Origin of the sequence: Brooklawnia sp., assembly GCF_049651565.1 — a bacterium.
Classification (GTDB): domain Bacteria; phylum Actinomycetota; class Actinomycetes; order Propionibacteriales; family Propionibacteriaceae; genus Brooklawnia.
Window position 1 is genome coordinate 1 of record NZ_JBASCI010000233.1, and the last position, 25,241, is coordinate 25,241.

Here is a 25,241-nt window from a genome sequence, read left to right on the forward strand (position 1 = left end):
CCCCCGAACCGGTCGCCGCCCCGGAACCCGCGACCGATGACCACGACGGGCAGGGCGGCACCGACGATGTGGGAGCCCGACTGGCCGCGCTGAGCCAGGACCCGAAGGTGCGCGAGCGGTTGCGTGAGCGTGAGGGTGCCGCGCCCGGGCAGACCTCTGGCAACGGCAACGGCAACGGCAAGCAACCCTCCACCACCCAGACCCAACCCGGCAGCCGCGACGACGACTCCTCCGGCGGCGGCACCTCGCGTCGCTCCCGCAACCGGCGCCAGCGTGACCGCAGCAGCCGCCGCAACCGCCCCAGCAGCGGCTCCGACATCGATCGGGTGGACGACACGGTGCGCGAGGACGACGTCCTCATCGAGGTGAAGGGCATCCTGGACGTCCTGGACAACTACGCCTTCGTCCGCACCTCCGGCTACCTGCCCAGCCCCGACGATGCCTATGTCTCGCTGTCGATGGTGCGCAAGCACGGCCTGCGGAAGGGTGACGTGGTAACCGGCGCGATCCGGCAGCCCCGGGAGGGGGAGCGGCGCGAGAAGTACAACCCGCTCGTCCGGCTCGACACCGTCAACGGCAAGGACCCCGAGGCGATGCGCGGTCGGCCCGACTTCGGCAAGCTGACCCCGCTCTACCCGCAGCAGCGGTTGCGGATGGAGACCACGCCGCAGAACATGTCCGGCCGCATCGTCGACCTGGTCAGCCCGATCGGCAAGGGCCAGCGCGGGCTGATCGTCTCGCCCCCCAAGGCCGGCAAGACGATGATCCTGCAGGCGATCGCGAACGCGATCACCACCAACAACCCCGAAGTCCACCTGATGGTCGTCCTGGTGGACGAGCGTCCCGAGGAGGTCACCGACTTCCAGCGCACCACCACCGGTGAGGTCATCGCGTCCACCTTCGACCGCCCGGCCGAGGACCACACCACGATCGCTGAACTGGCCATCGAACGCGCCAAGCGCCTGGTCGAACTCGGCCGTGACGTGGTGGTGCTGCTCGATGGCATCACCCGGCTCGGCCGTGCCTACAACCTGGCGGCCCCGGCGTCCGGACGCATCCTGTCCGGTGGCGTCGACTCCGCAGCGCTGTACCCGCCGAAGAAGTTCTTCGGTGCCGCCCGCAACATCGAGAACGGTGGCTCGCTGACCATCCTGGCCACCGCGCTGGTGGAGACCGGCTCCAAGATGGATGAGGTCATCTTCGAGGAGTTCAAGGGCACCGGCAACATGGAGCTCAAGCTCAGCCGTCAGCTCGCCGACAAGCGCATCTTCCCGGCGATCGACGTGGACGCTTCAGGCACCCGCCGCGAGGAACTGCTGATGGGACGCGCCGAACTCGACATCATCTGGAAGCTGCGCCGGGTGCTGTCCGGCATGGAGGACCAGGCCGCGCTGGAGATGCTGCTCAGCCGGATGCGCAAGACCCAGAACAACTCGGAGTTCCTGGTGCTGATCAGCCGCACCACCCCGGGCAACGACTGACGACCCGACGGTTTGGGCCAGACCGGACGGCGCGCTAAACTGTCCGGTCGGCGCCGGTTCACGCCATTGGCGACCCGGCACACGATTACGAGGAGACAACCATGAAGCAGGCCACCCACCCGGAATACCACGAGGTGAAGGTCGTGTGCACCTGCGGGAACCAGTTCACCACCCGCAGCACCATCAAGGGCGACGTCATGAGTGCCGACGTCTGCTCTGAGTGCCACCCCTTCTACACCGGCAAGCAGAAGATCCTCGACACCGGTGGTCGAGTTGCACGCTTCCAGCGCCGCTACGGCAACAGCAAGGGCGACCAGAACAAGTAGTGCGAACCCACAGGCGCTGGTAGCGGTGATCCGCGACCAGCGCCTGTTCTCGTTGGCAACGATCCAGCAGACGCAGGAGCACCCATGTTCGAGGCCGCCTCAGGAATGCGAGCCGAGTACGCCGAACTCGCCACCCAGATGGCCGATCCGGCGGTGCTGGCGGACGCGTCGCGTTCCCGGGCGGTCGGGCGGCGCTACGCCGAACTTGGCCAGATCGTCAAGGCACTCGATGAATTCGACCAGTTGACCGGCGACGCCCAGGCAGCCACCGATCTGGCCGCTGAGGACCCCGCATTCGCCGACGAACTCGCCGAGATCGGCGACCGGCTGGCGGTCGTCCGCGACAAGCTGACCACACTGCTGGCGCCCCGCGACCCCAACGACGACCGGGACGCCCTGATCGAGATCAAGTCGGGGGAGGGCGGCGAGGAGTCGGCGCTGTTCGCCGGCGACCTGCTCGCCATGTACCTGCGCTACTGCGAGCAGCGCGGCTGGAAGACCCAACTCCTCGACAGCGAGACCACCGACCTGGGCGGTTACAAGTCCGCAACCGTGGCCGTCCGCGCGCCGGGCACCCCCGAACCCGGCCAGGCGCCCTACGGGGTGCTGAAGTCCGAAGGCGGGGTGCACCGCGTGCAACGGGTGCCGGTCACCGAATCGCAGGGCCGCATCCACACCTCGGCAGCCGGGGTGCTGGTGATGCCCGATGTCGAAGCCGACGAGGTGCAGATCAGCGACGACGACCTGCGCATCGACGTCTACCGGTCCAGCGGCAAGGGCGGTCAGGGCGTAAACACCACCGACTCCGCGGTGCGGATCACCCACCTGCCCAGCGGCATCGTCGTGACCTGCCAGGACGAGCGCAGCCAACTCCAGAACAAGGAGCAAGCCATGCGCATCCTGCGGGCCCGGCTGGTGGCGCAGGCCGAGGAGGAGTCTGCGCAGGCCGCCGCTGCAGCCCGCAAGTCCCAGGTGCGCACCGTCGACCGCTCCGAGCGCATCCGCACCTACAACTTCCCCGAGAACCGGATCACCGACCACCGCATCGGGTTCAAGGCCCACAACCTCGACCAGGTCCTCAACGGCGAGCTTGGGCCGGTCATCGAGGCGCTGCAGGCCGCCGACCTGGCCGAGCGGCTCTCCCAGCTCGGCCAGCAGGATGACCGGTGAATCCCGGCCCGACGGTCGTGCTCGCCCGGGCCACCGCCCGGCTGCGCGAAGCCGGAGTCGGCTCCCCACAGGCCGAGGCCCGCACCCTGCTGCTGCACGCCAGCGCTTTGAGCGCCACCGGTCTGCTGGTGGCCCGTGAACTCCCGGCGGACGTGGTCGCCCGCTACGAGCAGCTGATCGACGCCAGGTGCGCCGGCACACCGGTGCAGCACCTGACTGGCCTGGTGGGCTTCCGCGCGGTGGTGGTCGCGGTGGGCCCCGGTGTCTTCGTCCCCCGGCCGGAAACAGAACTGGTCGCCGGGGCCGCCATCGAGGCCGCCCGCGCCATCGAGCGCCCACTGGTGGTGGAACTCTGCGCCGGATCGGGGGCGATCAGCGCCGCGATGATCGACGAGGTACCCGGCGTCCGGCTGTTCGCCGTCGAATCGGACGAAGGGGCGCTGCGGTGGCTACGACGCAACCTCGCCGGCACCGGCGCCAGTGTCGTGCACGCCGACATGGCGGACGCACTGGCCGAACTGGACGGTCAGGTAGACGTGGTGGTGGCGAACCCGCCCTACATCAGTTGGGCCGAGCGCGATCTGCTGCCCGCCGATGTTCGCGACCACGACCCGCCGAACGCGTTGTTCGCCGACGAGGACGGCCTGGCCGCCATCCGGGTGGTCATCGGGGTGGCCCGGCGGCTGCTGCGTCCCGGAGGCCAGTTGGTGGTGGAGCACGGTGACCAACAGTCGCCGCAGGTGGTCGAAGCGGCCAGCGCGGCCGGTTTCGGGATGGCCGCCAGCCACCGCGACCTGACCGGCCGGGCCCGCTATGTCACTGCGCTGGCTCCCGGGTCGCCCATGCAACGATTGGGGGGTGACCGAGATGTTGAACCCGGCCGGGCAGCCAACCCCTGATCCGGCGCAGCCGGCGGGTTGGCGCAGGTTCGACCTGGCGACCCAGGCCGACGAAGCCCTGACCGCGGCCGCGGCGGCGCTGGCAGCCGGCGGGCTGGTCGTCCTGCCCACCGACACCGTCTACGGGATCGCCGCCGACGCCCTGCAACCGGCTGCGGTACAGGCACTGCTGGACGCCAAGGGGCGCGGCCGTGACATGCCGCCGCCGGTGCTCATCTCGGAACCCGCGATGCTGCGCGCCCTGGTGGCCGATGTGCCGGTGGAGGTCGAGTCGCTGATCAACCGGTTCTGGCCGGGAGCCCTGACCCTCATCATGAGGGCGCAGAGCTCGCTGCCGATGGACCTGGGCAGGACCGAGGGCACGATCGCAGTCCGGGTGCCCGACCACGATGGCGCCCGCGAGGTGCTGCGCCACGTCGGCCCGCTGGCGGTCAGCAGCGCCAACATCTCCGGTGAGCCGCCGGCCACCAGCGTCGACGAGGCGATCGCACAACTTGGTGACTCGGTCGCGGTCTACCTCGATGCCGGAGCCACGCCCGGGCCGGTGGCCTCCACCATCGTCGACCTGGCCAGCACGCCGACCGGACGGATCCTTCGGGCCGGGGTGATCGGTCACTCCGAGTTGGCCGTGCTGCTGCCCAGTCTCGCCGACGTGCCGCCGAGCGATGCGTGAGTACCTGCTGGTGATGCTGGTGGCCACGGCGGCCACCTACGCGCTGACCGGTGTGGTCCGGCTGACGGCCATCAGGTTCGGAATCCAGGCGCAGATCCGCGAACGCGACGTGCACTCCCGCCCCACTCCCTACCTGGGTGGATTGGCCATGCTGGCCGGGGTGGCGCTGGCCTTCCTGCTGGCCTCGATGATGCCGTTCCTGGGCCGGCACGAGGTTGTCCGGCGCGACTCGCTGGGAATTCTTGGAGCCGCTGTGGTGATCTGCATCGTCGGCATGATCGACGACGTGATCGACCTGCCGGCGATCCCGAAGGTCGCCGGTCAGGCCCTGGCCGCCGGGGTGGCCGCGCTGAACGGTGTCCGGTTGTACTGGATCTCGCTGCCCAATCAGATCATCGCGCTCGACCAGTGGACCTCGATGCTGATCACGGTCCTGTTCATCTTCGTCTGCGTCAATGCGATCAACCTCGTCGATGGCCTGGATGGGCTGGCGGCGGGGGTGGTGGCGATCGGCGCGTCGGCGATGTTCATCTACACCTACGTGCTGGCCCGCGAACAGAACCTCGTGGTTGCGACCACCGCCAGCCTGGTCAGTGTCGCGATCACCGGGGTCTGCCTGGGCTTCCTGCCGCACAACTTCTACCGCGCCCGGATCTTCATGGGCGACGGCGGCTCGATGCTGCTCGGGCTGCTGCTGGCCTGCTCGTCATTGTCGTTCACCGGCCAGATCGATTCCGGTTCCCTGGATCCCGCCAGCGGCGGCCTGCTGACCAGTTGGCTGCCGTTGATCCTGCCGTTCGCCATCATGGCCTTGCCGCTGCTCGACCTCGTCGCCTCTTACATCCGGCGTACCCGACAGGGCAGGTGGTGGTTCGTGGCCGACAAACAGCACCTGCACCACCGGCTGCTAGGCCGTGGCCATTCGATGGTGGGCGCCGTCCTGGTGATGTACCTGTGGACGGCCGTGATCGCGTACGGCGTGATCGTGCTCGGCCTGGTGCGCACCCCACTGGCAGCGGTGGGCCTGGTGGGCGGACTGGTCGTTGCGGTACTGGCCACCTTCCGGCCCACCGGCCGACGGACCGACGCCGCACCGCAAGACCCCTGATCGGTGTAGTGACGGCGGGCTCCGAAGAAACCCAGCCCATGCCCTAGACTCGAACGCGACGCACGCCAGCGTCCCCCGTGGATCATCGCTGGCGAACACCATCGAGGAGGAGGTGCGCCGTGGCGCCCCGAGGCAAGGTCACCGCAGGGCCGATGAGCCTCGCCCGCGGTGGTCTGCTGGTCGGTGCCGGGGCGTCCGCCCTGTGTGCTGCGATCGGATTGATCTTCGGCGGCGTGTCCGGTTCGGTGAGTGCGCTCGCTGCGGCCATGCTGGTCCTCGTGTTCTTCCTCACCGGTCAGATCGTGGAGGGGCTTACCCTGCGGATGGCTGACTGGAACGGGTTGACGATCACCGTGGCATGCTTCGTGCTGCGGGTCGGGTTGTTTGGCGCCGCCCTGTGGGCTGCCGCCTCGACACCGGCCATCACGCAGGCCTGGTCGAACGTGTGGTTCGCGGCGGGCGCGCTGGCGTGCCTGATCGGCTGGCAGGCCGGGCTGGTGATGGCGCACGCCCGGGTCCGCGTCCCGGTCTATGACCGTGGCTATCAGGCGCCTGCGGGGTGGGACCAGTGACGACGCGCGACAGGAGGGTTGAGCCGCCCGGCGACGCCGGACGCGACCAGGGGATGGCCATCCTCAGCTACCTCATTGCAGGTATCTGCCTGTACGGCGGGTTGGGCTGGCTGGCCGACCACCTGCTGCACACGGCTTTCCTGCTGCCGGTCGGCATGCTCGCCGGGCTGGCCGTCAGCATCTACCTCATTATCAAGCGGTACGGGAGCGTCCCATGATCCCAATGCAGGAAGGCGGCTACACGGCACCGGGGGTCGAGGACTTCCAGTTCCCGGGACTGTTCGGCACCGACTGGATCACCAAGCCGATGATTCAGGCGGTGATCGCCGCCGTGATCGTGATCGTGATGTGGGTGGTGGCGTCCCGGCGGCTGAAGACGGTGCCCAGCAAGGGGCAGTACCTCATGGAACTCATCTACGAGTTCATCCGCAACAGCGTCGGCCGGGACATCCTCGGCCCCGGCTTCCGGCCCTACCTCGGGCTGCTGGTCGGGCTGTTCACCTACATCCTGCTCAACAACTGGTTCGGTGAACTGTTCCTGTTCATGTTCCCCACCATGTCGAACATCGGCTACGCGTGGGGCGCGGTGGTGCTGGTGCTGTTCATCTACGTCAGCGCCGGCTTCCGCAGGCACGGCATCGGCTACCTTCGCAAAGCCCTGATCCCCGAAGGCGTGCCGTGGTACCTGTACCCGATCATCATCCCGGTGGAGTTCCTGTCGAACTTCGTCACCCGGCCGTTGACGCTCGGTGTGCGTCTGTTCGCCAACATGTTCGCCGGCCACCTGACGATCATCGTCTTCGTGGTGGGGGGCACCTACCTGCTGACCCAGGCAGACGGCCTGGTGCTCAACGCGGGGGGCGTCATCTCGTTGCTGTTCAGCCTGGTGATGATGCTGTTCGAACTGTTCATCGGCGCCCTGCAGGCCTACATCTTCACCATCCTGACTGCCCAATACATCTCGTCGTCGATCAGCGAGAGTCACTGATCACCACACCGGATGAACCAAACCGAAAGGAACCGAGTATGACCCCCATGGAACTGAGCGGCTCGATCAACGTCCTCGGGTACGCGCTGGCGACCCTGGGCCCGGCGATCGGCGTGGCGTGGATCTTCGCCTCGGTCATCAACGGCACCGCCCGCCAGCCTGAGGCCCGCGGCGCCATGATGGGCACCGCGTACATCGGCTTCGCCGTGGTCGAGGCTCTCGCGATCCTGGGCTTCGTGCTGGCGTTCGTCATCCAGTGATTGGCCCCACCATGCACGGTGCTGGACTGATTCCCATGGAGAGCCCGCTGGGGCCGCTGGCCCCGGCGCACCTGTCAGAGTTCGTCGTCGGCCTGGTGCTGGCGATCCTGGTGGCTGTGGTGGTGCAGATGTTCGTGGTCCCGAGGTTCGAGGCGATGTACGGTGATCGGGCCGCCGAGATCGAGGGCGGTATCAACCGGGCGCAGGTGATCAGGGCCGAGGCAGAGAAGACCAAGCGGCAGTACCAGGAGCAACTGGCCCGATCCCGTGAGGAGTCCGCCCGACTTCGCGAGGAGGCGCGCGCACAGGGCGCGGTGATCGTTGAGGAGGCCCGGCTACAGGCACAGCAGGAGGCCGCCCGGATCATCGAGGCCGGGCGCCAGCAACTGGACGTCGAGTACGGACAGGCCCACCAGGAGTTGCGCCGTGAGGTCGGCGCGCTGGCCGCCCAGTTGGCCGAGCGCATCATCGGCGAGTCGCTCACCGACTCGGCGCTGACCCAGCGCACCGTCGACCGGTTCCTGGCCGAACTCGCCCAGCAGCCGTCCCGCCAGCTGCCTGACTACGTGCCCGACGACCTGGCCAGTCGGGAGCAGTGATGGACCTGACCGCCGGCAACCGTGAACTGGACGCCGAGGCCGACGCGCTGGCACTCGACCCCGCGGCCGTCGATGGCATCTTCGCCGCCTCCGACGCGCTGGGCCAGCAGTACCGGCTGCGGTCCACGTTGAGCGATCCGGCCGTCCCCGGGCAGGTGCGCAGCGAAGTCGCCCGGCGGTTGTTCGAGGGACGGATCCCGGCAGCTGCGGTCGAGTTGGTCGCCCGGGCATCCGCACTCGCCCCCGATACGACCAGCCTGGAGGCGGCCGTCGAACGGCAGGGTGTGCGGGGAGTCTTCGTGGTCTCGGGAGCGGTCGACGAGGTGCAGGACGAGGTCTTCCGCATCGCTCGTGCCGTCGAGGCAGACTCCGCGCTGCAGTCGACCCTCACCGACCCGCTGATCGAGGTGGCCGCCCGCCAGCGGCTGGTGGCCGACGTCTTCGGCGCCCGGGCGCTGCCCGCCACGGTGCGGCTCGTCCAGCGAGCGGTGCAGCGGCGCAGCCGCACCCTGGTCAGGACCCTGGACGGCTACGTCGAGGTGGCAGCCCAGATCGGCCGGCACACCGTGGCCCGGGTCACCGTTGCCCAGCCGCTGACCGCCGAGCAGCGGGCGGTGCTGCGGGCGCAGTTGACCCGGATCTACGGAGCCGGTATCGACATCCAGTTGGACATCGATCCCGAGGTACTGGGAGGTGCCCGGATCGAGATCGGCGACGACCTGATCGACGGCACCGTCCGAAGCAGAATGAACCAAGCACGTCGCCTGATCGGCTGACGGCAAGCAGAAGTGGAGAGCAGGCAGATGGCGGAATTGACGATTCGCCCCGACGAGATCCGCGAGGCGCTGACCTCATTCGTGCGGAGCTACCAACCGACGCGGACCGCGCGGGAGGAGATCGGCTCGGTCATCAGCTCGGGTGATGGCATCGCGCGGGTGGAAGGACTTCCATCGGCGATGGCGAACGAACTGCTGCTCTTCGCCGACGGGACGCTGGGTATCGCGCTGAACCTCGACGCCCGGGAGATCGGCGTGGTGGTGCTGGGCGACTCCGCGGGCATCGTGGAGGGTTCGACGGTCAAGGGCACCGGGGACATCCTGTCGGTGGCGGTCGGCGACGGCTACCTGGGTCGGGTGGTGGACGCCATGGGCAACCCGATCGATGGCAAGGGCCCGATCACCCCGCTGGAGGGTCGTCGTGCCCTCGAGTTGCAGGCCGCCGGCGTGATGGACCGACAAGAGGTCAATGAGCCGCTGATGACCGGCCTGAAGGCGATCGACGCCATGACCCCGATCGGCCGCGGCCAGCGGGAGCTGATCATCGGCGACCGCAAGACCGGCAAGACCGCGATCGCGGTCGACACCATCCTCAACCAGAAGGCGAACTGGGAGTCCGGCGACCCGAGCAAGCAGGTGGTGTGCATCTACGTGGCAGTTGGCCAGAAGAACTCCACGGTCGCCGAGGTTCACGACATCCTCAGCCGGCGTGGAGCGATGGACTACACCGTGATCGTGAACTCGCCGGCATCCGACCCGGCGGGCTTCAAGTACATCGCGCCGTACTCCGGGTCGGCGATCGGGCAGCACTGGATGTACCAGGGCAGGCACGTCCTGATCGTCTTCGACGACCTGACCAAGCAGGCCGAGGCCTACCGGGCGATGTCGCTGCTGCTGCGCCGCCCGCCGGGCCGCGAGGCGTACCCCGGTGACGTCTTCTACTTGCACTCCCGCCTGCTCGAACGCTGCGCGAAGCTGTCCGACGCCGTCGGCGGCGGTTCGATGACCGGGCTGCCGATCGTCGAGACCAAGGCGAACGACGTGTCGGCCTACATCCCGACCAACGTGATCTCGATCACCGACGGCCAGATCTTCCTGCAGTCCGACCTGTTCAACGCCAACCAGCGTCCGGCTGTGGACGTCGGCATCTCGGTGTCCCGGGTCGGTGGCGCCGCCCAGACCAAGGCCATGAGGAAGGTGGCGGGCACCCTGAAGATCTCCCTGGCGCAGTACCGCGACATGCAGGCGTTCGCGATGTTCGCCTCCGACCTCGACGAGACGTCCAAGCGGCAGTTGGAGCGTGGCTCCCGGTTGATGGAACTGCTGCGCCAGTCGCAGTATGCACCGATGCCGATGGCCGAGCAGGTGGCGGTCATCTGGGCGGGCACCACTGGACAGCTGGACGAGGTGCCGGTCGAGGACGTGCAGCGGTTCGAGGCCGAGTTCCTGGACCACCTGCGTCACCAGTCGTCGCTGCTGGACCAGGTGGAGACCAGCGGCAGGCTCGAGGACGCGACGGTGGAACAACTGACCGCGCTGATGGCGCAGTTCAAGCGCACCTTCCGCACCTCCGCCGGTGAGCTGCTGGGTGAGGTGGAGGCCGAACCCGTCGACGGCAACGACATCCACCAGCAGCAGATCGTCAAGCAGAAGCGGGGCTGACAGTGGCGGCGACCCTTCGCGAACTGAGGCAGCGCCGCAACTCGGTGGCAGCGACGATGAAGATCACCAAGGCCATGGAGCTGATCGCGGCCTCCCGGGTGAACCGGGCACAGGTCAAGGCCCAGGCGGCGCAGGAGTACACCATGGAGTTGCGCCGCGCGGTGAACGCCGTCGCCACCTTCGCCAAGGTGGATCATCCGCTGACCGCCGAGCACCACGACCGGCAGCGCTCGGCGGTGCTGGTGATCGGCAGCGACCGTGGCCTGGCAGGCGGCTACCCCGGCAACCTCGCCAGAACCGCGGAGGGCCTGATCGAGCACCTCAACTCCGAAGGGGTCGAGGTGGAGCTGTACACCAGCGGACGCAAGCCGAAGGAGTACTTCGAGTTCCGGGGGATCGACGTCAGGCACTCGTGGCTGGGTTTCAGCGAGGCGCCGCACTACGAGCATGCAAACGAGATCGGTACCCTGCTGATGGATCGGTACCTGCGCCGGCAGGCCCAGGGCGGGGTGTCGGAGCTGCACGTGGTCTACACCCGGTTCCGGACGCTGGTCTCCCAGCAGGTGCGGATCGTCCGGCTGTTGCCGCTGCAGGTCGTCGATGGCACCGCCAGCAACACCGAGGCGTACTCCGGTGACATCGTCCCGGAGTACTCCTTCGAACCCGATCCCGAGACGGTGCTGGACGCGCTGCTGCCGATGTACATAATCGACTCCATCAAGTTCATGCTGCGTCAGGCGGCCGCCTCGGAGCTGGCCGCCCGCCAGCAGGCCATGCACTCGGCAACAGACAACGCCAACGACCTGATCCGTGAACTGACCCGGCAGGCGAACCAGGCACGGCAGGCAGAGATCACCCAGGAAATCAACGAAATCGTCGGCGGCGCGGGCGCGCTGTCGGCGTCCGGACAGGAGCTTTGAACCAATGACTGTCACCGACACCCAACCCACCGCGGATGCCCCCACCACTGGTGCCGGACGCGTCATCCGGGTCATCGGCTCGGTCATCGACGTCGAGTTCCCCTCCGACAAGCTACCCGACATCCACAACGCCCTGAAGGTCGACGCCGGCGTCGGTGAGAGCAAGCGCCCGATCACCCTCGAGGTTCAGCTGCAGATCGGCAACAATGAGGTCCGCTGCATCGCGTTCAAGCCGACCGACGGCGTGCGCCGCGGTGCCCCGGTGCTCGACACCGGCGGGCCGATCACGGTCCCGGTCGGGCAGGTCACCAAGGGCCACGTCTGGAACGCGATCGGTGAGGTGCTGAACGTCGACGCGGCGACGGTCGAGGTCACCGAGCGCTGGCCGATCCACCGCGATCCGCCGCCGTTCGATGCCCTGCAGCCCGAGACCCAGATGCTGGAGACCGGTATCAAGGTCATCGACCTGCTCACCCCGTACGTCCAGGGGGGCAAGATCGGCCTGTTCGGCGGCGCGGGCGTCGGCAAGACCGTGCTGATCCAGGAGATGATCTTCCGAATCGCGCACAACTTCGGCGGCACCTCGGTCTTCGCCGGGGTGGGGGAGCGCACCCGTGAGGGCAATGACCTGATCAACGAGATGGCTGGCGCCGACGTCCTGAAGGACACCGCGCTGGTCTTCGGCCAGATGGACGAGCCGCCGGGTACCCGGCTGCGGGTCGCGTTGTCGGCGCTGACCATGGCGGAGTACTTCCGCGATGTCGAGAACCAGGACGTGCTGCTGTTCATCGACAACATCTTCCGGTTCACCCAGGCCGGTTCCGAGGTCTCGACCCTGCTGGGGCGGATGCCATCTGCGGTGGGTTACCAGCCGAACCTGGCCGACGAGATGGGCCAGCTGCAGGAGCGCATCACCTCGACCCGCGGCCACTCCATCACCTCGATGCAGGCCATCTACGTCCCCGCCGACGACTACACCGACCCGGCCCCGGCAACCACGTTCGCCCACCTGGACGCGACCACCGAGCTGTCCCGGGCGATCGCGTCCCGCGGCATCTACCCGGCCGTCGATCCGCTGTCGTCGACCAGCCGCATCCTGGACGCCCAGTACATCGGTCAGGAGCACTACCAGACCGCGACCCGGGTCAAGCAGATCTTGCAGCGCAACAAGGAACTGCAGGACATCATCGCGATCCTCGGCATCGACGAGCTGAGCGAGGACGACAAGATCCTGGTCAACCGGGCCCGCCGGATCCAGCAGTTCCTCAGCCAGAACTTCTACGTCGCCGAGAAGTTCACCGGTGTGGTCGGTTCCACCGTGCCGGTCGCCGAGACGGTCTCCAGCTTCAAGATGATCTGCGACGGCGAGTGCGACGAGATCCCCGAGCAGGCGTTCTTCAATGTCGGTGGCATGGAGGACGTGATGAAGCAGTGGGACCGCATCAAGAAGGGCGGCTGAGGTGGCCCTCAGGGACAAGCCACTGACGGTGAAGTTCGTGGCCACCGATGGCCTGGTGTGGCAGGGCGAGGTGGTGAGCGTGCTGGTGCGCACCACCGAGGGTGACATCGGCATCTGGTCGGGTCATGAGCCGTTGATGGCAGCGCTGGTGCCGCACGGCGCCGAAGTCGTCACCCCGGACGGCGTCCGGCGCATCATCGCCATCGACTCCGGGTTCATCTCGGTCTTCGACAACCATGTCTCGGTGCTGTCGGCCTTCGGTGAACTGGCCGAGGAGATCTCGCTGGACGAGGCCCGCGTCCAGTTGGCGGCGATGCACGACAAGGTGCAACTGGCCCAGGCCGCCGAAAGCGAGGTGCGCACCTACCGCCGGTTGCTCGCCCAGGTACGGGCCGGCGAGAAGCAGACCGAGTTGACCCGGCGGATGCCGGGGAATCCGCCCCTGCGCTAACCTGCCACTCATGAGTCTGCCGCTCTGGCTCGACGAGCTGATCACGATCGTGCTGGTCGTCGGACTCATCTACATGGTGACGCTGCTGGTCAGGCGCGCCTGGCTGAGCGTGCTGGGGGGGCTGTTCGACTGTGCGCTGCGCGCTGACGGTGCCACGAAGTGGCGCCCCGGCCTGGCCCGTTACTCCGGTCAGTACCTCGAGTGGTACCTGGTCTGGCATCCCTGGCCCCGCCCGACCCGACTGTTCGTCCGGGATCGCTGCGAACTGGTGGGATTCCGGGACTCCGACGTCAGCGAATCGAAACTCGGCTACGCATTCGCCCGGGTGGTGACCCTGCGCGCCCGCGGCCAGAATCCGGAGCGCTGGGAGTTGGCGGTCAACGAGGGATCGGCGACCGGCCTGGTGAGCTGGCTGGAGTCGGCACCTCCTGGCCGCATCGGGTACCGTCGAGGGCTGGACAGCTGAAAGGAGCCGCGGTGCGGGGCGAGTACAAGGTGCGGGGGGGCAAACTGGTCGCGGTGGATGTCGAGGTCGTCGACGGCAGACTGGCCCGGGCGCATGTGTCGGGCGACTTCTTCCTGGAGCCTGACTCCGCCCTGGAGGACATCGACGCGGCCCTCAACGGCATGCCAGCCGACTCTAGCGTGAAGGAATTGGCGGCCGCCATCGAGAACGCCCTGGACGACGACGTCGCCATGATCGGGTTCAACCCCGAGTCGGTTGGCATCGCGGTCCGTCGTGCGCTTGGTCATGCGCTGCGCTGGGAGGACCTGACCTTCGACGTCATTCCGGCCCGGGTGCTCGACCCGGCGATGCACGTGGCGCTTGACCAGGTGATCAGCGAGGACGTCGGAGCCGGCAGCCGCAACCCCACCTTCCGGTTCTGGGACTGGGATGCCCCGCTGGTGGTTATCGGGTCGTTCCAGTCCTACCGCAACGAGATCGACCAGGAGGGTGCCGACAAGTACGGCATCCAGGTGGTCCGCCGGATCTCCGGTGGCGGTGCGATGTTCATGGAGCCGGGCAACTGCATCACCTACTCCCTCGTCACCCCCGGCGCACTGGTCGAGGGCTTGAGCTTCGAACAGTCCTACGCCTTCCTGGACGACTGGGTGCTCGGCGCGCTGGCCGAGGTCGGCGTAAACGCCCGCTACGTGCCGCTCAACGACATCGCCTCAGACAAGGGCAAGATCGGCGGTGCCGCGCAGCGTCGGTTCACCGACGGGACGGTGCTGCACCACGTCACCAGCGCCTACGACATCGACGCCAACAAGATGCTGGAAGTGCTGCGGATCGGCCGCGAGAAGCTGTCGGACAAGGGCACCAAGAGCGCCAACAAGCGGGTCGACCCGATGCGGTCGCAGACCGGCATGTCGCGCGAGGCGATCATGTCGAGCTTCCTCGACTACTTCAAGAACCGCTACGACACCGTCGACGCCGACTACACCGCCGAAGATCTGGCCAGGGCCGAAGAACTGGTGGCCACCAAGTTCTCGACCCCGGAGTGGACCTTCCGCGTCCCTTGACCATCAGCCCTTGTTGAGGCCCGGGTTTCGCTCGCCACCCGGAACCCACAGCACCTCGGCCGCGCCGGCCTGCGCGTTGGCGTGCCGGGCGAGGATGAACAGCAGGTCGCTCAGCCGGTTCAGGTAGCGCATGGCGACGGGGTTGAGCCCGCCACCGGCGCCCGCCACGTCGTCCTCGACGCCGTAGATCTCGGCAGCCGCCCAGGCGGTACGTTCGGCGCGCCTGGCCATCGTGCGCAGCACGTGCAGGTAGGCCGAGGTCGGGGTGCCCCCGGGCAGGATGAACGAGTTGAGCGCGGGCAGGCCCTCACCGAAGTGGTCGCACCACTGTTCCAGGCGCTCGACGCTGGACGGGATAATCCGCAGCGGTTCGTACCTGGGGTTGGGCACCACCGGGTTGGAGAGGTCGGCGCCCACGTCGAACAACTCGTTCTGCACCAGTTCCAGGGCGGCCCGCACCTCGTCGTCCACCGGGTACTGGGACAGCAGCAGGCCGATGGCAGAGTTCAACTCGTCGACGTGACCGTAGGCGGCGACCCTGGGGTCGGTCTTCGAAGTCACGGAGTTGTCGGTGAGCCGGGTCTGTCCTGCGTCGCCGGTGCGTGTATAGATACGGGTGAGGTGGACCATACCGGAAGCCTACCGGCCATCCAGACGGAGGGACCTGATGAAGAAGTTGGGCACGAGCGCGGGCATGGCCGTGGTGGCGGCCGGCCTGCTGACGATAACGGCCTGCGCCAGCCAGCCAACTGGCGGCGAGCCGGCCAGTTCGCCAGCCACCGGGCAGGACTCCGCCAGCGCAGCAGCCAGCGAACCGGCCACCAGCGCACCCGCCCCGGCGGCCGAGGGAATGGTGAACTGCCAGTACACCGCGTCCGGCCAGTCCGCCCGGGCGGCCGACCCGCCCCCGATGACCGACGTGCCGGCCACCGGCACCTCGGTCGTCACCTTGAACATGACCGAGGGCCCGGTGACGATCACCCTCGACCGGGCGAACGCGCCGTGCACCGTCAACTCGTTCCAGTCGCTGGCCAAGCAGGGGTTCTACGACGACACCGCCTGTCACCGGCTGGTCGATCAGGGCATGTACATCCTGCAGTGCGGTGATCCAACCGGCACCGGACGCGGCGGTCCGGGCTACCGGTTCGCCGACGAGCTGACCGGGTCTGAGCAGTACACCAAGGGCGTGGTCGCAATGGCCAACGCAGGCCCGGACACCAACGGTTCACAGTTCTTCTTCGTCTGGGCCGACACCCAACTGGCACCCCAGTACACGATCTTCGGCACCATCGACGAGGCGTCCATGGAGGTGGTCACCAGCATCGCCGCCAAGGGCGTGTCCGGGGAGAACTCGCCGGCCCCGATCAGCCCGGCACAGATCGAGACCGTCAGCCTCGGCTGAGGAAGCGTGCGATGGCGTCCGCCACCGCCTGCGGCTGCTCGGCGTGCACCCAGTGCCCGGCGTCCGGTACCACCTCGAGCCGGACATTGGGGAACAGCGCCGTCATGGCGGGGAGGTGCTCGTCCCCGATGAACCGGGAGCGACCACCGGCCAGCCACAGCACCGGCCCGTCCCATTGCCGGCCCTGCTGGTCGGGCCAACCGGACATCTGCTCCATCGAATTGGCCAGCAGCTTCAGGTTCGGCAGCCAGCGCCAGCCTTCGGGGCCCTTGCCGCGGTGCAGGTTCTGCAGCAGGAACGACCGGGTGACCGTGTTCGGCACCGGTTCGCGCAGGGCGGCGTCGGCGTCGGAACGGGACCTGATGGTCGACAGGTCGAGGGCCAGCATGGCGTCGGCGTAGTGCTGGAACTCCGATGGGTCGCCGCGGTCGACCGGTGACATGTCGATGACCACCAAGCCCTTGATCAACTGCGGGTGGCTCAACGCCAGTTGCATGGCGACCTTGCCGCCCATCGAGTGCCCGGCCAGCGTGACCGGCTCGGAGCTCGACCACGTCGTTGGCGACCAGGTCGGCGAACAGGTGGTAGTCGAAGTACTCGGTCCACGGCGAGCGGCCGTGGTTCGGCAGGTCGAGCAGCGTGCTGGTGGCCTGGTCGGCCAGCAGCTTGGCCACGGTGCCGAAGTTCTTGCCCTGCCCGAACAGCCCGTGCAGGAAGACCACGCGTTGCGGCCCGTGGCCGATCTCGATGGCATGCAGGTCGGTCATCTCATCTCCTTCGTTGCCAGCAGGCATCGTGGAAGTGCCGCCGGTGCTCGAGCGCCGAGGTCGAGCCCAGCGGGGGAGTGTGCGGCCAGGCGACGACGTGCGCCTGGCCGGGCGGAATCGTCCGGTGGCACTCCGGGCAGGTATACGGCTTGGTTGCGTTCTCCGGCCGCACGTTGCGCACCACCCACAGGCCGTCGCCCTTCTCGACCGACCCGGACTGCTGTACCACGCGCAGCGGCCGGGGCGGACGAGTGTGCTTGCTGGGTCGACGGGCCATCCCCCAACCTTAGCGAGGCAATCGTGTAGCTTGGACGCCGTGCGTGTGGTGATCGCGGAGTGTCAGGTCGACTATGGGGGCAGGTTGACGGCGCACCTGCCGATGGCCCGCCGGCTCATCCTGGTCAAGGCGGACGGTTCGGTGTCGGTGCATGCCGACGACCGGGCCTACAAGCCGCTCAACTGGATGAGTCCACCATGCACGATGACGGTGCTGGACGCCGACGAGGCGGCACTGGAGGCCACCACGGCCGACGTTGACCCCCGGATCACCCAGGTCTGGGTGGTCCGTGCACACAGCGGCGACACGCTGCAGATCAGCATCGGCGAGATCGAACTGGACTACACCGCCGAGCTCGGCGTCGACCCGGGGCTGCAGAAGGACGGTGTGGAGGCGCACCTGCAGCAACTGCTGGCCGAGAACCCGAGCGCATTCGGGGAGGGCTGGAGCGTCGTCCAGCGCGAGTTCATGACGGCGATCGGGCCGGTCGACCTGCTGTGCCGTGACCCGGCCGGCAGCTATGTGGCGGTCGAGGTCAAGCGGCGCGGCGAGATCGACGGTGTCGAGCAGCTGACCCGCTACCTCGACCTGATGAATCGTGACCCGCTGATGGGCGAGGTGCGGGGCATCTTCGCCGCCCAGCAGATCAAGCCGCAGGCCCGCACCCTGGCGACTGACCGCGGTATCAGTTGCCTGGTGGTCGACTACGACGCCCTGCGGGGGTTGGACAACGCCGAGGACAGATTGTTCTGACTCCGGCCGGTGACGTCGAGGGTGGCGCGGCAACTGTACGGCGCCTTGGCGCAGGTTCAGGCGCCCTCGACGCGTCCGATTATCTTGGTCGGTTCGTCGACGTTGATGACCGTGGTCGGCTCGGCGTCGGCCGGTTCGGACGCCTTGCCAACCTGCTCAGGCGCAGCTGGATTCGGCTCGGCTGCCTCGGGCTGCTGCTCGGCAGCGGGATGGACAATCGTCGACCCCTGGGCTTCCCGGGCTTGCTGGCGGGCTCCGGCAGCGGGTGCCGACCGCAGGTCGGCCAGCACGGTGGTGGGCTCGTTGCGCCCCTCGGCCGGCGCTGGACGCTGTGAGGATGCCAGCCAGTGCTCGTCGGTCCGGTCGGGCAGGTCGGTATCGCCGACGGCGGCATCGAAGCCGGTGACCGCTTCGGCGGCCAGTTGCTGCAGGCTGCCCATCTGGGCGATGATCGCCGACTTGCGCTGCATCAGCGCCGCGATCTCGCGTTCGAGTTGTTCCTTGCGCCAGGCGAACTGCTCCTCCAGCCGGTCCTTCATCATCGCGGCCTGCCGGTGGGACGCCGCCACCTGGGCCTCGGCCTCCAGGGCAGCCTGCGAACGCAACTGCTCGGCCGCCTCGAGGGCTTCGGAGCGGATCCGGCCGGCCTGTTCGCCGGCCTCGGTGACCTCGGCAACCGACTGGTCGTGACGCGATGTCGCATCGGCCAGCAGCTCGGCGATCTTGTCGGCCATCGCGGCGGCCTCGGTGTTGGCCGATTCCAGCATCTGTTGTGCCTCTGCATGGGCCTGGGCCAGCAGACGCTCCGACTCGACCCTGGTGGTGTTGCGGAGTTGTTCCGACTCGGTTCGGGCGTCCGCCAGCAGTTGCTGGGCCTGCGCCCTGGCGCTCTCGCGCAGCTCGCCGGACTCGGTACGGGCGTCGGACAGCAACTGGTCGGCTTCCGCCTTCGAGGTTCGGCGTAGCTGGTCGGCCTGTGCTCGGACGTCAGCCAGCAACTGGTCGGCCTCAGCGCGGGACGTGGCGCGCAGGTTCTCGGCGTCCCGGGCGGCCTCCTCGGCGAGCTGCCGGTGCCTCATGGCCTGCTGTTCGTCGGCCACCACGGCGTTGTGCCGGGCCTGCTCGGCGATGGCCAGCGCCTGGGTGCGGGCGGCGTCCAGGGTGGCGCGGGCATCGTTCTGGGTGGCCTCGCGGACGCGTGAGATCTCCTCGTCCAGCTTCTCGCGCATCGTTCGCAGGTTGGCCAGCGTCTCGACGCGGATGTCGTCGGCCTCGGTCTGCGCGCTGGCCCGCAGGTCGGCTGCGACCCGGCGGCCCTCCTCCTTGATGCGTTCGGCCTCGGCGGCAGCCCTGGCGATCAGGTCGCTGGCCTGGGCCTCAGCGGCGCGCAGCATCGAGGTGGCGTGCGCTCCCAGCCTGGTGAAGTCGGTGTCGCCGTGCTGGGCCTGGGCGCTGGCCAGCTCGGTGCGCAGGTGCCGGGTCAGCTGCTTCAGCGTGGCCACCTGCTGCTCGATGTCGCGGACGTAGTTGTCGACCGTGGGACGGTCGTAGCCGAGCATGGCGTGCGGGAAGCTGCCGGCCGCGCTGGCGCGCTCATCGAAGAGGTTGAGACCGGTTTCCTCGGTGTATTCCTCGTCGGGGGTACCGCTGGTCATTGGCGACTCCTTAACGTCCACCATCGAGGCTAGCAACAACCGGGTCAGCGAACGACGGGGCGCCCCGCGGACACCCCGTCGTTTTCAGCCCGGTTCTCGCCCCACCGGTCGGGTGGTCAGTGACCGGTTCCGGGCTGGACGACCTCAATCAGCACACCCTTGCCCGACTTCGGGTGGATGAAGTTGATCTTCGAGCCGCCGGTGCCGAGCCGAGGCTGCTCGTACAGCAGGGTCAGGCCGCGCTCGCGCAGCATGGCGGACACCGAGTCGATGTCGGCCACCCGCCATGCGATGTGGTGCAGGCCCGGCCGGTTCTTCTCCAGCCACTTGGCGGTGGTGGCGTCCTCACGGGTCGGCGAGATCAACTGCATCTGGGTCATGTGCTCAGTCAGCTCGGCGGCTGGGGCCACCATGATCTCGAAGACGCCCTGCTCGTCGTTGACCTCGCGGTGGAGTTCGTGCCAGCCGAGAACCTCGGTCCAGTACTTGGCAGCCTCCTCGGCGTCCGGGCAGACGTAGGCGACGTGGTCAATGCAGATGAAAAGGTCAGAATTGTCCATGTATCGATCCTGCCATGGGAGTCCTTCTGGTGCGCAGCGGGCTGACATTCGGCTCGCTCCGCCGAATCGCCAGAACAACGGAACGGCGCGGGCTACGGGTCCGCGGAATCCGCGGTATGGAGCCTGGTCGTCAGCCAGCCAGGGCCTCGGCGACGACCTGTCTGGCGGAGTTCTGGATCTCGGCGAGGTGCTCGGCGCTGCGGAAGCTCTCTGCGTAGATCTTGTACTTGTCCTCGGTGCCCGAAGGCCGGGCCGCGAACCAACCCGCATCGGTGGTCACCTTGATGCCGCCGATCGCCTCGTTGTTGCCCGGTGCATGCGAGTACACGTGGGTGATCGGGTCGCCGGCCAACTCCTTGGCGGTCACGTCCTCGGGTGTGAGGGCCTTGAGCCGCGCCTTCTGCTCACGGTTGGCGTCGGAGTCGATCCGGGCGTAGTGGTAGGTGCCGAACTGGTCGACCAGCTTCTGGTAGTGCTGGCTGGGCGTCAGCTGCGTGGCGGCGGTGATCTCGCTGGCCAGCAGGTCGAGGATGATGCCGTCCTTGTCGGTGCTCCACGTGTTGCCGTTGCGCTCGAGGAACGACGCACCTGCGGACTCCTCGCCACCGAAGCCCATCTCACCCGAGATCAGGCCGGGGACGAACCACTTGAAGCCCACCGGCACCTCGACCAGCCTGCGTCCCAGCAGTTGCGCGACGTTGTCGATCATCGAGCTGGAGACCAGGGTCTTGCCGATCGCGGCGGTCGCCGGCCAGCCGGAACGGTTGCCGAACAGGTACTGGATGGCGACTGACAGGTAGTGGTTCGGGTTCATCAGCCCCGCGTCCGGGGTCACGATGCCGTGCCGATCGGAGTCCGCGTCGTTGCCGGTGGAGATGTCGAAGGCGGTCCGGTTCGCCACCAGGGACGCCATCGCGTCCGGCGAGGAGCAGTCCATCCGGATCTTGCCGTCGGTGTCAAGGGTCATGAAGTACCAGGTGGGGTCGACCACCGGGTTGACCACGGTCAGGTTCGGCAGCAGGTTCTCGGCGATGTACTGCCAGTACTGCACCGAGGCACCACCCATCGGGTCGGCGCCGATGCGCAGCCCGGAGTTGGCGATCAGGTCCATGTCGATCACCAGGGACAGCTCGCGGCAGTACGGGGTGCGGTAGTCGAAGCGGGTCACCTGGTCGGCGATCTGCTCGTAGGGAGTGCGGCGGATCGACTTGTAGTCGGCCATCAACTCGTTGGCACGGTCGGCGATCCAACTGGTGGCGTCGGTGTCGGCCGGTCCACCGTTGGGCGGGTTGTACTTGAAGCCGCCATCGCGCGGCGGGTTGTGCGACGGGGTGACCACGATGCCGTCGGCCTGCGGGCCACCCGCGTGCTCGCGGTTGTACCGGATGATCGCCCGGGACAACGCCGGGGTCGGGGTGTACTCGTCCTCGCGTTCGGCGAGCACTTCGACGCCGGCGGAGTGGAGCACCTCGATGGCGGTCTTCCACGCCGGCAGGGACAGGCCGTGGGTGTCCTTGGCTATGAACAGCGGGCCCGCGGTGCCCTGCTGGGCCCGGTACTCGATGATCGCCTGGGTTATCGAGGCGATGTGAGCTTCGTTGAAGGCGGTGTCCAGACTGGAGCCGCGGTGCCCGGAGGTTCCGAAGGAGACCATCTGATCGGGGTCGGTGGGGTCGGGTACCAGGTCATAGTAGGCACCTAGCACTTCATCGACATTGATCAAGTCTGAGGGGTCGGCCACTTGGCCTGCGCGTGGATGAGCCATGTGCCCTATCCTGCCCCGTCACGTGGCGTTGCGCGGGCTGTCCGTGACAGATTCGACCGTGGTGAAACAATGGTCGCCATGACCTCTGATCAGAACTTTTCGCGTCCCGGGGCCGTCGACCTGTCCGGACTGGCCGCCCAACGATCCGAGGGCACCGCTGCCGGCGGGGCCAGCTACGTGGTCGAGGTGGACGAGGGCAACTTCGAGGCCACCGCGCAACAGTCGATGCGCTACCCCGTGGTGCTGTTGCTGACCTCTGCCCGCGACAGCGGTTCGGCCGGGGTGCGCCGCGACCTGACTGAGGTCGTCAACGCCCAACAGGGACGCCTGCTGCTCGGCGTCGTGGACGTCGACACCCAGCCCAGGATCGCCCAGGCGTTGGGCGTGGCTGCCGTCCCCACCGTGCTGGCCCTGCTGGGCGGCCAGGTGGCGCCGCTGTTCCAGGGCACCAGGGAACGCGCGGACATCCAGTCCCTGGTCGACCAGATCATCCAGGTGGCGGTCGCGAATGGCCTGAACGGACGCGCCGCCCCCCAGCAGAGCGCCCCAGCCGCCGGCGGGAACGGCACCGAGCCGGCGCTGGATCCCCTATTCGCCGCCGCCGACGAAGCGTTGCAGGCTGGCGACTTCGAGCGTGCGGTCGCCGAGTTCGACAAGCTGCTCAAGGCCAACCCGCGCGACAGCGAGGCCCAGGCCGGCCGCGCGCAGGCGTCCCTGCTGCTGCGCACCGCCAGGATCGACGACCGGGTCGTCGCGAAGGCGGACAGCGCACCGGACGACACAGAGGCCCAGTTCGCCGCCGCAGACTGGGAGTACATAACCGGCAACCCCGAGGCCGCGTTCGACCGGCTGATCGACCTGGTGCGCCGCACCGCCGGTCCGGACCGCGACCGCGTCCGGGTGCGCCTGCTGGAACTCTTCGACACGATGGACCCAGCAGATCCGGTGCTCAAGAAGGCCCGCCGGGCGCTCTCCATGGCCCTGTTCTAGTCCTGCAGGTTGGCCGGCCCCACGGTCCGTCGCCCTTACCGGGCATTATCGGTCCGGGGGACGCATAACTGCCCGGCGCGCAGGCCAAATGCGTACATTGCCGGTCGTGTCGGCTGGTGTGCACGCGAGGGTCCTGGCGGTGCCACTGTTGAGCGGCCGCGCCCGGGTGCTGCCGTCGATCGACAGGCCAGTGGCTTCACCCAGTACCGGTCGAGGTCAGTGAAGCCGGCCCCCTTTCCGGGAGCCGGCTCCGTTAGGTACCTGCGACCCGGACCGGCCGGAGGCAGCTGGTGTCAGCCCTCGTAACGCAGCCAGACCGCGGCCATCGGCGGGACGGCCACCGTCGCCCAGGCCCAGGAGTCCTCGGCCGCCGAGAATGCGGTGGCGGTGATCGGTTCGGGATTGTCGAACCCGCCGGCCCCGTCGAACTCCGGCGCGTCGGTGTTGAGGATCTGCTGCCACGGGCCGGCCTTCGGCACGCTGATCGGGTAGCTGGGGTAGGGCTCGGGTGAGAAGTTGGTGATGCAGGCCACGAGCTGACCGTTCCGGTCGGCCCGCACGAAGCTGTACGTGTTGTGGCCCGCGTCGTCAGCGTTCATCCAGCTGAAGCCTGCCGGGTCACTGTCCAGTTCGTACAGGGCCGGGTGCTCGGCCTGCAGCTCGTTCATCCGCTTGATCAGCTGGCGGACGCCGTTGTGGCCCCACAGCGAGTCGACCCACCACTCCAGGCCGGCCTCCTCGTTCCACTCCGGCCGCTGGGCGAACTCCTGACCCATGAACAGCAGCTGCTTGCCCGGGAAGCTCCACATGAAGGCGTAGAACGCCCGCAGCGTGGAGAACTTCCGGTAGTCGTCCTGCGGGATCTTGTTCAGCATCGACCCCTTGCCGTGCACGACCTCGTCATGGCTGATCGGCAGGATGAAGTTCTCGGAGTACGCGTACACCATCGCGAACGTCATGTCGTTGTGGTGGTACTGCCGGTAGACCGGATCGAGGCCCAGGTAGCGCAGGGAGTCGTTCATCCAGCCCATGTTCCACTTGAACCCGAAGCCCAGGCCGCCGTGGTGCACCGGCTTGGTGACCCCACCGAAGCTGGTGGACTCCTCGGCGATCATGGTCACCCCGGGCACCCGCTCGTACAGGTGCTTGTTGACGTAGCGCAGCAGGTCGATGGCCTCGAGGTTCTCCCGGCCGCCGTACTGGTTGGGCACCCACTGGCCCTCTTCGCGGGAGTAGTCGAGGTACAGCATGGACGCCACGGCGTCCACCCGCAGCGCGTCGACGTGGAACTGGTGCACCCAGTACAGCGCATTCGAGACCAGGAAGCACTTGACCTCGTTGCGGCCGAAGTTGAACACATAGGTGCCCCAGTCCTGCTGCTCGCCCTGCCGGGGGTCGGCGTGCTCGTACAGCGCGGTGCCGTCGAACCGCCCGAGCGCCCAGTCGTCCTTCGGGAAGTGTCCCGGGACCCAGTCAAGGATGACGCCGATGCCCTCGGCGTGCAGTGCCTCGACCAGGTGGCGGAAGTCGTCCGGGGTGCCGAACCGGGCGTCCGGGGCGAAGTAGCCGGTGACCTGGTAGCCCCAGCTGCCCTCGAACGGGTGCGACATGACCGGCATAAGCTCGACGTGGGTGTAGCCCTGCCACTTCAGGTACGGCGGAAGTTGTTCGGCGAGCTCGAGGTAGCTCAGCCCCTTGCGCCAGCTGCCAAGGTGCATCTCGTAGATGCTCATCTGCGATTCGTAAACGTTGGTTTGCGCGCGCCGTTCGAGCCACTCGTCCTCGTTGGTGTCCCATACGTAGTTTGACTCCCAGACGATGGACGCGTTGCCGGGCGGAGTATCGGCGAACCGGGCGTACGGGTCGACCTTCTCCTGCCAGGTGCCGTCCTGGTGCTGGATCTTGTACTTGTAGTGGGTGCCCTCGCCGACGTCCTCCTTCCACACACTCCACACCCCCGAACCGGGGATGAGCTCCATGTCGTCGCCCTGCCACCAGTTGAAGTCGCCGATCACCTGGACGCGCCGGGCGTTGGGAGCCCAAACCGCGAACCGCGTCCCGCGCAGTTCACCGCGTTCGGAATCGTGGACCGTCACCACGTGACTGCCGAGCCGCCGCCAGGCCTCGGTGTCGCCACCGCTGTGGAAGCCCTCCAGGTCCCAGCCGGTGAGGTTGCCAAACTTGTCGAACATGCTTTCCTC

The 25,241-nt window shown here is 67.9% G+C and carries 27 protein-coding genes and 1 pseudogene; 21 read left to right on the forward strand and 7 right to left on the reverse strand.

Annotated features, from left to right (window positions below):
* The 18 genes from rho to WBL05_RS11160 form a co-directional block, all read left to right on the forward strand.
* The coding region (rho, locus tag WBL05_RS11075; RefSeq protein WP_424225940.1) for a transcription termination factor Rho at window positions 1–1,481 on the forward strand (1,481 nt) is incomplete at its 5' end.
* Window positions 1,482–1,582: 101 nt separating this feature from the next.
* Window positions 1,583–1,807, forward strand: coding sequence for a 50S ribosomal protein L31 (rpmE, locus tag WBL05_RS11080; protein WP_424225941.1), 225 nt, complete (start codon window positions 1,583–1,585; stop codon window positions 1,805–1,807).
* Window positions 1,808–1,891: 84 nt separating this feature from the next.
* Window positions 1,892–2,977: a peptide chain release factor 1 gene (gene prfA, locus WBL05_RS11085; protein ID WP_424225942.1), complete on the forward strand. Its 1,086-nt coding sequence runs from the start codon at window positions 1,892–1,894 to the stop codon at window positions 2,975–2,977.
* The gene (gene prmC, locus WBL05_RS11090; protein WP_424225944.1) at window positions 2,974–3,876 is read left to right on the forward strand and encodes a peptide chain release factor N(5)-glutamine methyltransferase; all 903 of its coding nucleotides are present in this window, start codon (window positions 2,974–2,976) and stop codon (window positions 3,874–3,876) included. The genes prfA and prmC overlap by 4 nt, the downstream gene beginning before the upstream one ends.
* Entirely contained in the window at window positions 3,845–4,549 is a 705-nt protein-coding gene (locus WBL05_RS11095; protein WP_424225977.1) for an L-threonylcarbamoyladenylate synthase, read from the forward strand. The genes prmC and WBL05_RS11095 overlap by 32 nt, the downstream gene beginning before the upstream one ends.
* Window positions 4,542–5,657, forward strand: a complete 1,116-nt coding sequence (locus WBL05_RS11100; protein ID WP_424225945.1) for a glycosyltransferase family 4 protein — start codon at window positions 4,542–4,544, stop codon at window positions 5,655–5,657. Before WBL05_RS11095 ends, WBL05_RS11100 begins: the two co-directional genes overlap by 8 nt.
* 119 nt (window positions 5,658–5,776) lie before the next feature.
* Window positions 5,777–6,229, forward strand: coding sequence for a hypothetical protein (locus WBL05_RS11105; protein ID WP_424225947.1), 453 nt, complete (start codon window positions 5,777–5,779; stop codon window positions 6,227–6,229).
* Window positions 6,226–6,447, forward strand: a complete 222-nt coding sequence (locus WBL05_RS11110; RefSeq protein ID WP_424225949.1) for an AtpZ/AtpI family protein — start codon at window positions 6,226–6,228, stop codon at window positions 6,445–6,447. The genes WBL05_RS11105 and WBL05_RS11110 overlap by 4 nt, the downstream gene beginning before the upstream one ends.
* On the forward strand, window positions 6,444–7,217 hold the full coding sequence (gene atpB, locus WBL05_RS11115) for a F0F1 ATP synthase subunit A (RefSeq protein WP_424225951.1): 774 nt from the start codon (window positions 6,444–6,446) through the stop codon (window positions 7,215–7,217). The genes WBL05_RS11110 and atpB overlap by 4 nt, the downstream gene beginning before the upstream one ends.
* Window positions 7,218–7,255: 38 nt before the next feature.
* Window positions 7,256–7,477 carry an ATP synthase F0 subunit C gene (gene atpE, locus WBL05_RS11120; protein WP_424225952.1) on the forward strand — a complete coding sequence of 74 codons (222 nt, stop codon included), beginning with the start codon at window positions 7,256–7,258 and terminating at the stop codon, window positions 7,475–7,477.
* A gap of 35 nt (window positions 7,478–7,512) precedes the next feature.
* Window positions 7,513–8,076, forward strand: a complete 564-nt coding sequence (locus tag WBL05_RS11125) for a F0F1 ATP synthase subunit B (RefSeq protein ID WP_424225954.1) — start codon at window positions 7,513–7,515, stop codon at window positions 8,074–8,076.
* Complete coding sequence (gene atpH, locus WBL05_RS11130) at window positions 8,076–8,852, forward strand: ATP synthase F1 subunit delta (protein ID WP_424225956.1); 777 nt, start codon at window positions 8,076–8,078, stop codon at window positions 8,850–8,852. Before WBL05_RS11125 ends, atpH begins: the two co-directional genes overlap by 1 nt.
* A 27-nt stretch (window positions 8,853–8,879) precedes the next feature.
* Window positions 8,880–10,514: a F0F1 ATP synthase subunit alpha gene (gene atpA, locus WBL05_RS11135; RefSeq protein WP_424225958.1), complete on the forward strand. Its 1,635-nt coding sequence runs from the start codon at window positions 8,880–8,882 to the stop codon at window positions 10,512–10,514.
* Between the two features lie 2 nt (window positions 10,515–10,516).
* Entirely contained in the window at window positions 10,517–11,434 is a 918-nt protein-coding gene (locus WBL05_RS11140) for a F0F1 ATP synthase subunit gamma (RefSeq protein ID WP_424225960.1), read from the forward strand.
* A 4-nt stretch (window positions 11,435–11,438) separates the two neighbouring features.
* Window positions 11,439–12,893: a F0F1 ATP synthase subunit beta gene (gene atpD / locus WBL05_RS11145; protein WP_424225961.1), complete on the forward strand. Its 1,455-nt coding sequence runs from the start codon at window positions 11,439–11,441 to the stop codon at window positions 12,891–12,893.
* Between the two features lies 1 nt (window position 12,894).
* Window positions 12,895–13,344 (forward strand): F0F1 ATP synthase subunit epsilon, encoded by a 450-nt coding sequence (locus WBL05_RS11150; protein WP_424225962.1) that lies wholly within the window; start codon window positions 12,895–12,897, stop codon window positions 13,342–13,344.
* 10 nt (window positions 13,345–13,354) lie between these two features.
* Entirely contained in the window at window positions 13,355–13,810 is a 456-nt protein-coding gene (locus tag WBL05_RS11155) for a DUF2550 domain-containing protein (RefSeq protein WP_424225963.1), read from the forward strand.
* Window positions 13,811–13,821: 11 nt separating this feature from the next.
* The gene (locus WBL05_RS11160) at window positions 13,822–14,871 is read left to right on the forward strand and encodes a lipoate--protein ligase family protein (RefSeq protein ID WP_424225964.1); all 1,050 of its coding nucleotides are present in this window, start codon (window positions 13,822–13,824) and stop codon (window positions 14,869–14,871) included.
* Window positions 14,872–14,874: 3 nt separating this feature from the next.
* Here the strand turns inward: WBL05_RS11160 and WBL05_RS11165 are convergent, their stop codons facing one another.
* Entirely contained in the window at window positions 14,875–15,501 is a 627-nt protein-coding gene (locus tag WBL05_RS11165) for a cob(I)yrinic acid a,c-diamide adenosyltransferase (RefSeq protein ID WP_424225965.1), read from the reverse strand.
* Window positions 15,502–15,538: 37 nt separating this feature from the next.
* Between WBL05_RS11165 and WBL05_RS11170 the strand changes: the two genes are divergently transcribed.
* Window positions 15,539–16,273, forward strand: a complete 735-nt coding sequence (locus WBL05_RS11170; RefSeq protein ID WP_424225966.1) for a peptidylprolyl isomerase — start codon at window positions 15,539–15,541, stop codon at window positions 16,271–16,273.
* Here WBL05_RS11170 and WBL05_RS11175 read toward each other — a convergent pair.
* Both WBL05_RS11175 and WBL05_RS11180 read right to left on the reverse strand, forming a co-directional pair.
* Window positions 16,260–16,787: an alpha/beta fold hydrolase gene (locus tag WBL05_RS11175; RefSeq protein WP_424225968.1), complete on the reverse strand. Its 528-nt coding sequence runs from the start codon at window positions 16,785–16,787 to the stop codon at window positions 16,260–16,262. The genes WBL05_RS11170 and WBL05_RS11175 overlap by 14 nt on opposite strands.
* A gap of 254 nt (window positions 16,788–17,041) precedes the next feature.
* Window positions 17,042–17,317, reverse strand: a complete 276-nt coding sequence (locus WBL05_RS11180; RefSeq protein ID WP_424225969.1) for a hypothetical protein — start codon at window positions 17,315–17,317, stop codon at window positions 17,042–17,044.
* 39 nt (window positions 17,318–17,356) lie between these two features.
* On the opposite strand from WBL05_RS11180, the gene nucS reads away from it, so the two are divergent.
* Complete coding sequence (nucS, locus tag WBL05_RS11185; RefSeq protein ID WP_424225970.1) at window positions 17,357–18,070, forward strand: endonuclease NucS; 714 nt, start codon at window positions 17,357–17,359, stop codon at window positions 18,068–18,070.
* A 1,253-nt stretch (window positions 18,071–19,323) separates the two neighbouring features.
* On the opposite strand, the pseudogene WBL05_RS11190 reads toward nucS, so the two are convergent.
* The 3 genes and pseudogenes from WBL05_RS11190 to pgm form a co-directional block, all read right to left on the reverse strand.
* A pseudogene (locus WBL05_RS11190) lies at window positions 19,324–19,725 on the reverse strand (DivIVA domain-containing protein); the annotation flags it as partial.
* A gap of 116 nt (window positions 19,726–19,841) precedes the next feature.
* Window positions 19,842–20,285 carry a methylmalonyl-CoA epimerase gene (gene mce, locus WBL05_RS11195; RefSeq protein ID WP_424225971.1) on the reverse strand — a complete coding sequence of 148 codons (444 nt, stop codon included), beginning with the start codon at window positions 20,283–20,285 and terminating at the stop codon, window positions 19,842–19,844.
* 130 nt (window positions 20,286–20,415) lie between these two features.
* Window positions 20,416–22,050 (reverse strand): phosphoglucomutase (alpha-D-glucose-1,6-bisphosphate-dependent), encoded by a 1,635-nt coding sequence (gene pgm / locus WBL05_RS11200; RefSeq protein WP_424225972.1) that lies wholly within the window; start codon window positions 22,048–22,050, stop codon window positions 20,416–20,418.
* 78 nt (window positions 22,051–22,128) lie between these two features.
* Between pgm and WBL05_RS11205 the strand changes: the two genes are divergently transcribed.
* Entirely contained in the window at window positions 22,129–23,040 is a 912-nt protein-coding gene (locus WBL05_RS11205) for a co-chaperone YbbN (RefSeq protein WP_424225973.1), read from the forward strand.
* A 293-nt stretch (window positions 23,041–23,333) separates the two neighbouring features.
* Here the strand turns inward: WBL05_RS11205 and glgB are convergent, their stop codons facing one another.
* Window positions 23,334–25,232: a 1,4-alpha-glucan branching protein GlgB gene (gene glgB, locus WBL05_RS11210; protein WP_424225974.1), complete on the reverse strand. Its 1,899-nt coding sequence runs from the start codon at window positions 25,230–25,232 to the stop codon at window positions 23,334–23,336.
* Window positions 25,233–25,241: the final 9 nt, after the last annotated feature.

Bases quoted from the DNA above. Each gene is read 5' to 3' on its own strand.
- prfA (WP_424225942.1), top strand. From the start codon at position 1,892: ATGTTCGAGGCCGCCTCAGGAATGCGAGCCGAGTACGCCGAACTCGCC.
- mce (WP_424225971.1), bottom strand. From the start codon at position 20,285: ATGGACAATTCTGACCTTTTCATCTGCATTGACCACGTCGCCTACGTC.
- WBL05_RS11125 (WP_424225954.1), top strand. From the start codon at position 7,513: ATGGAGAGCCCGCTGGGGCCGCTGGCCCCGGCGCACCTGTCAGAGTTC.
- WBL05_RS11100 (WP_424225945.1), top strand. From the start codon at position 4,542: ATGCGTGAGTACCTGCTGGTGATGCTGGTGGCCACGGCGGCCACCTAC.
- WBL05_RS11095 (WP_424225977.1), top strand. From the start codon at position 3,845: ATGTTGAACCCGGCCGGGCAGCCAACCCCTGATCCGGCGCAGCCGGCG.
- atpH (WP_424225956.1), top strand. From the start codon at position 8,076: ATGGACCTGACCGCCGGCAACCGTGAACTGGACGCCGAGGCCGACGCG.
- atpD (WP_424225961.1), top strand. From the start codon at position 11,439: ATGACTGTCACCGACACCCAACCCACCGCGGATGCCCCCACCACTGGT.
- WBL05_RS11170 (WP_424225966.1), top strand. From the start codon at position 15,539: ATGAAGAAGTTGGGCACGAGCGCGGGCATGGCCGTGGTGGCGGCCGGC.
- glgB (WP_424225974.1), bottom strand. From the start codon at position 25,232: ATGTTCGACAAGTTTGGCAACCTCACCGGCTGGGACCTGGAGGGCTTC.
- atpE (WP_424225952.1), top strand. From the start codon at position 7,256: ATGACCCCCATGGAACTGAGCGGCTCGATCAACGTCCTCGGGTACGCG.
- atpB (WP_424225951.1), top strand. From the start codon at position 6,444: ATGATCCCAATGCAGGAAGGCGGCTACACGGCACCGGGGGTCGAGGAC.
- WBL05_RS11205 (WP_424225973.1), top strand. From the start codon at position 22,129: ATGACCTCTGATCAGAACTTTTCGCGTCCCGGGGCCGTCGACCTGTCC.
- WBL05_RS11165 (WP_424225965.1), bottom strand. From the start codon at position 15,501: ATGGTCCACCTCACCCGTATCTATACACGCACCGGCGACGCAGGACAG.
- pgm (WP_424225972.1), bottom strand. From the start codon at position 22,050: ATGGCTCATCCACGCGCAGGCCAAGTGGCCGACCCCTCAGACTTGATC.
- atpA (WP_424225958.1), top strand. From the start codon at position 8,880: ATGGCGGAATTGACGATTCGCCCCGACGAGATCCGCGAGGCGCTGACC.
- WBL05_RS11175 (WP_424225968.1), bottom strand. From the start codon at position 16,787: ATGGGCGGCAAGGTCGCCATGCAACTGGCGTTGAGCCACCCGCAGTTG.
- rpmE (WP_424225941.1), top strand. From the start codon at position 1,583: ATGAAGCAGGCCACCCACCCGGAATACCACGAGGTGAAGGTCGTGTGC.
- WBL05_RS11180 (WP_424225969.1), bottom strand. From the start codon at position 17,317: ATGGCCCGTCGACCCAGCAAGCACACTCGTCCGCCCCGGCCGCTGCGC.
- WBL05_RS11155 (WP_424225963.1), top strand. From the start codon at position 13,355: ATGAGTCTGCCGCTCTGGCTCGACGAGCTGATCACGATCGTGCTGGTC.